This is a genomic window from Blautia sp. BCRC 81119 (assembly GCF_003184505.1).
GTDB classification, from domain to species: Bacteria; Bacillota; Clostridia; order Lachnospirales; family Lachnospiraceae; genus Blautia_A; species Blautia_A fusiformis.
The window spans coordinates 1-2,053 of the sequence record NZ_QJHD01000054.1; the positions used below are offsets into that span (position 1 = coordinate 1).

Here is a 2,053-nt window from a genome sequence, read left to right on the forward strand (position 1 = left end):
AACGTGCAAAGGAGGTGGCCCATGAGGACAGATAAGATCAGAAAATATCTCATTCCGAACATTCCCTATCTGTTCATCCTGTGGGCGTTCCTCAAGCTGGGAACGGCCTACCGGCTGGCAGCGGGTAACGATTTTGCACATAAGCTCATCGGGCTGGGCCAGACGATTGGCCCGGCCTTTGCTGACTTTGCACCCGGCCTTGCCCCGCTGGATTGGCTTGTTGGTATTGTAGGCGCAGTTGGTTTCCGGCTGCTGATCTATTTCAAAAGCAAGAACGCTAAGAAGTTCCGGCGGGATGCAGAATACGGCAGCGCCCGGTGGGGAACGGAAAAAGACATCAAACCATTTGTTGATCCAAGGTTTGAAAACAACGTGATTTTGACCGGGACGGAGTTTCTCACGATGAACACCCGCCCTAAAATCCCCGCAAATGCCAGAAACCTGAATTGCTGTATTATCGGCTCATCCGGCTCCGGCAAAACCCGCTTTTGGCTCACGCCCCAGCTTTTACAGGCTCATTCCTCTTATGTGGTGGTCGATCCCAAAGGCGGTGTGCTGGGACAGGTCGGAGCTTTCCTGCAAAAACGCGGGTACAAAATCAAGGTATTCAACAGCATAGATTTTTCAAAATCCATGCACTATAACCCGCTGGCGTATATCCGCAACGAGGCTGATATTCTGAAATTCGTGGATGCCCTGATTTCCAACACAAAGGGCGAAGGCAAGGAAGGCGATCCATTCTGGACGAAATCGGAAACGCTTTTATACTGCGCCCTGATTGCCTACATCATTTTCGAGGGGCCTGCTGAGGATCGGAACATGAATACCCTTGTGGATATGATTTCCGGCATGGAGGTCAAGGAGGATGACGAGGACTTTATGAACGCGGTGGACTATATGTTTGCCGGGCTTGAAAAGCGCAAGCCGGATTGCTTTGCGGTCAAACAGTATAAAAAGTACAAATTGGCCAGCGGCAAGACGGCAAAAAGCATTTTAATTTCCTGCGGTGCGCGGCTGGCTCCCTTTGACATCCCGCAGCTTCGTGAAGTCATGGCCTATGACGAATTGGAGCTTGACCGCATCGGAGATCGGAAAACGGCGGTATTCTTCATCATTTCCGATACCACGCAGACCTACAACTTTTTAGTGGCGCTTGCATTTTCGCAGATGTTCAACCTCCTGTGTGAACGGGCGGACAATGTTCACGGTGGCCGCCTGCCGCACCATGTACGGGTGCTGTGGGATGAGGCAGCCAACACGGGACAGGTGCCCCAGCTCGAAAAGCTGGTCGCGGTTATCCGCTCCCGTGAGGTGAGTCTTTGCCTGCTGTATCAGCAGTTGGCGCAGTGCAAGGCCATTTACGATAAACACGCCGAGACAATCCTCGGCAACATGGACAGCGTGGTGTTCCTCGGTGGCCGCGAAGCCAGCACCATCAAGGAAATATCCGAGAACTGGCTGGGAAAGGCCACAATCAGTATGCAGACCGACAGCCGCTCCCGTGGTCAGTCGGAAAGCTACAGTCAAAATACCCAGCGGCTGGGCCGGGAACTGATGACCCCAGCCGAACTTGCAACCATGCCGGGAGATAAATGTATTTTGCAGCTTCGGGGCCTACCCCCGTTCTTCTCTCCCAAGTATGATCTGAAACGGCATCCGAACTACCGTTATACGGCGGAGGCCGATAAACAGAAAAACGCTTTTGACCTCGACAGGCTCATTAACCGCCGCAGGCGGCCCGGTCTGAACGAGGCGTGTACGATGTATGAGGTGACTGTGCCGGACGATGCGCTCACAGAAGAGGACGAGGACATCCTCAACTATGATGACATCGACGATCCAGACGCCTTTGCATAAACGCTTCGAGACAAAGTGTCCCGAAGTTTGTAACCTGCCGCCTGCAAGGGCGGCTTTTTTGTTACCGGGAAAATCCCGGAGAAATGGAGGCTTATATGGCATTTTTCTCATCTGCAATCGACACTTTACAGACCCTCGTTATTGCTCTCGGTGCTGGCCTTGGCGTGTGGGGCGTGGTTAATCTGCTGGAGGGCTA

General features: G+C 52.9%; 2 protein-coding genes. Both read left to right on the plus strand.

Annotated elements, in window-relative coordinates:
- The first annotated feature begins 21 nt into the window (after window positions 1–21).
- Window positions 22–1,857: a VirD4-like conjugal transfer protein, CD1115 family gene (locus DMI82_RS19405; RefSeq protein WP_110104290.1), complete on the plus strand. Its 1,836-nt coding sequence runs from the start codon at window positions 22–24 to the stop codon at window positions 1,855–1,857.
- 95 nt (window positions 1,858–1,952) lie between these two features.
- Window positions 1,953–2,053, plus strand: a 101-nt coding sequence (locus DMI82_RS19410) for a Maff2 family mobile element protein (protein WP_110104291.1), incomplete at its 3' end; no start/stop codon positions are given.